We start from the raw sequence: 3,069 nt of genomic DNA, 5'->3' as shown, positions 1-3,069 counted from the left end.
GGCCAGTAGGTCTGCACGATCACCCGGCCTGGGTCTTCCCCTCTCCCCGCCCGGCCCGAGACCTGCTCGAGGAGCTGATAGGTGCGCTCCGAAGCGCGGAAGTCCGGCAGGTGGAGGCCGGTGTCGGCGTTCAGTACCCCGACGAGCGTGACGTCGGGGTAGTCAAGGCCCTTCGCGATCATCTGGGTCCCGAGGAGTATCCCCGCGTCGAGCTGCTCGAAGCGCGCGAGCGCCTGCTCGTGGCCGCCCTTCCCTGCGGTGGTGTCCGCGTCCATCCGCACGACGGGCAGCGCGGGCCAGCGCGAGACGACCTCGGCCTCCACGCGCTGTGTACCTGCGCCGAACTGGCGCAGGTAGACGCTGCCGCAACGGGGACACGCTGCCGGAACGTCCTCCATGCGCCCGCAGTGATGGCACATGAGCCGCGCACCGACCTCGTGGAAGGTCAGTGAGGTCGAGCAGTCCTCGCATCCGGGCACGAACCCGCACTCGCGGCACAGCAGGAACGACGCGAAGCCCCGGCGGTTGAGGAGCAGGACGGCCTTCCGTCCTGCCTCGGCGACGGCATCGAGGCCGCGCGCGAGCTCCCGCGAGAACATCGAGCGGTTGCCCGCGGCGAACTCCACGCCCATATCCACGACGGTAACGGCGGGGAGCTCTCTCCCGGGCACGCGCTCGGGCATCGGCACACGCACGCACGCGCCCCGTTCGCATGCGGCGAGCGACTCGAGTCGCGGCGTCGCACTCCCCAGCACGAGGACCGCGCCGCGCAGGTCGCACAGCCGCGCGGCCACGTCGCGCGCGTCGTACCGCGGGGCTGAGCCCTGCTTGTAGGACTGTTCGTGCTCCTCGTCGATGACGACGAGGCCGAGATCGCGCACCGGCGCGAAGAGTGCCGACCTCGCGCCGACCACCACCCGCGCGTCGCCGGACCGTGCAAGGTCCCACTGGTCGAAGCGCTCGCCCGCTGACAGGCGGCTGTGCAGTACAGCCACGAGGTCGCCGAAGCGCGACCGGAAGCGGCCCACCGTCTGCGGCGTCAGCGAGATCTCCGGCACCAGCACGATCGCGGAGCCGCCGCGCTTGACGACATCTTCGATCGCGCGCAGGTACACCTCGGTCTTGCCGGACCCGGTCACGCCGTCCAGGAGCACCCGGCCGCCGGAGCCGGCAGCTGCGATCGCGTCGAGCGCGGCGACCTGCGAGGGCATCAGGCGCTCGTGTCGCGGCGCGGACCTCTCGCGGGCGACTGCCTCACGCACCCGCCTGCGACGCTCGACGCGCACCGCACCCGCGTGCTCGAGCGCCTTCACTGCACCTGCCACGGCGCCGAGGTCCGCGGCGAGTTCGACCGCGCGCACGGGGCCTGCCGACAGCGCATCGAGGACTGCGCGCTGCATCGTCGCGCCCTTCCGAACTGCGAACCGCACGCCCTCGCTGGTGAGCGACACCCACCGGTCGTCCACAGGACCCGCACCGGCGCGCCTGAGTTCCCAGGCGCCACTCGCTGACCGGGCTGCTCGCGGTGAGCCGCCCGGCGGCCCGAACAGGCGGACCGCCTCGGACAGCGGAGCGACGTACTCCCTCGCGATCCAGGTCGCGAGACGAACGGCGACCGAGTCGAAGTAGGGCCCGGCGAGCAGCGCGCGCACCGGCTTGAGCGAGTCGCACTCGCTCTCGCTCGCCACTCCCACCACATAGCCGACCACGGGGCGGTTGCCGAAGTCCACCAGGACGCACGAGCCGACCTCTACCTCGACCATGTCGTCGGGGACGGCGTAGTCGAACGGGCGGTCGATGGCCCTCGCCGGGACGTCGACCACCACCTGCGCGACGCGTGCGTCTGTCGGCGTGGCTTCCACGTCTCCAGCATACGCAAGGCCGCCGACACCGTGGCGGCGCCGACGGCCTTCGTGTGCGCGCGTACGTGCTAGTCGTTCAGGCCCGCGGCGTCGGCGAGCGCCTCCGCCCGGTCCGTGCGCTCCCACGTGAAGTCGCGGTCGGTGCGGCCGAAGTGGCCGTACGCGGCCGTCTTGCGGTAGATCGGGCGGCGCAGGTCGAGGTCGCGGATGATCGCCCCCGGGCGCAGGTCGAACACCTCGCGCACAGCCTTCTCGATCGCGGTCGCGGGGACCTTCTCGGTGCCGAACGTCTCGACGAGGACCGAGAGCGGGTGCGCCACGCCGATGGCGTACGCGAGCTCGATCTCGCAGCGGTCGGCCAGCCCGGCGGCGACCACGTTCTTGGCGGCCCACCGCGCGGCATATGCGGCGGAGCGGTCGACCTTCGTGCAGTCCTTGCCGGAGAAGGCACCGCCGCCATGACGACCCATCCCGCCGTACGTGTCCACGATGATCTTGCGGCCGGTCAGGCCGGTGTCGCCCATCGGCCCTCCGATGACGAACCGGCCGGTCGGGTTGACGAACACCTCGGCGCCGTCCCAGTCGACGTCCTCCTCGGCCATGACGGGCTTGATCACGTGCTCGACCAGGTCGGGCTTGAGCAGGTCGTCGATGCTGACGCCGTCGGCGTGCTGCGTGGAGATGAGTACCTTGTCCACGGCGACCGGCCTGCCGTCGACGTAGCGCACCGTGACCTGGCTCTTGCCGTCGGGCCGCAGGTAGTCGAGCACGCCGGCCTTGCGGACCGCGGTGAGGCGCTCGGCCAGCCGGTGCGCGAGGTAGATCGGCATCGGCATCAGGGTGGACGTCTCGTTGCAGGCGTAGCCGAACATCATGCCCTGGTCGCCCGCGCCGATGAGGTCGATCGGGTCGCTGCCCGCGCCGTGCTGGACCTCGAAGCTCTCGTCGACGCCCATCGCGATGTCGGCGCTCTGCTCGTGGATGGTGCTCATGACGCCACAGGTGTGCGCGTCGAACCCGAACTTGGCGCGGTTGTAGCCGATGTCGTCGACCACGCCGCGCACGATCGACGGGACGTCCACGTATCCGTTGGTGCGGATCTCGCCGCCGACGACCACGAGGCCGGTGGTGATGAACGTCTCGCACGCGACGCGGGCGTGCTCGACGTTGCCGGCACCTTCGGCCTCCAGCTCGATCTCGCGCGTGA

General features: G+C 71.2%; 2 protein-coding genes. Both read right to left on the bottom strand.

Annotated elements, in window-relative coordinates; genetic code table 11:
• Positions 1-1,862 (bottom strand): primosomal protein N' (gene priA / locus FDZ70_08540; protein TLM72290.1); only part of this gene is annotated, 1,862 nt, incomplete at its 3' end.
• Positions 1,863-1,930: 68 nt separating this feature from the next.
• On the bottom strand, positions 1,931-3,069 hold a 1,139-nt coding region (locus FDZ70_08535), incomplete at its 5' end, for a methionine adenosyltransferase (protein TLM72289.1).

This window comes from Actinomycetota bacterium, from assembly GCA_005774595.1.
In the GTDB taxonomy this organism is placed as follows: domain Bacteria; phylum Actinomycetota; class Coriobacteriia; order Anaerosomatales; family D1FN1-002; genus D1FN1-002.
Note: the sequence above shows the minus strand (reverse complement) of the source record. Positions and strands in the feature narration are given on the sequence as shown.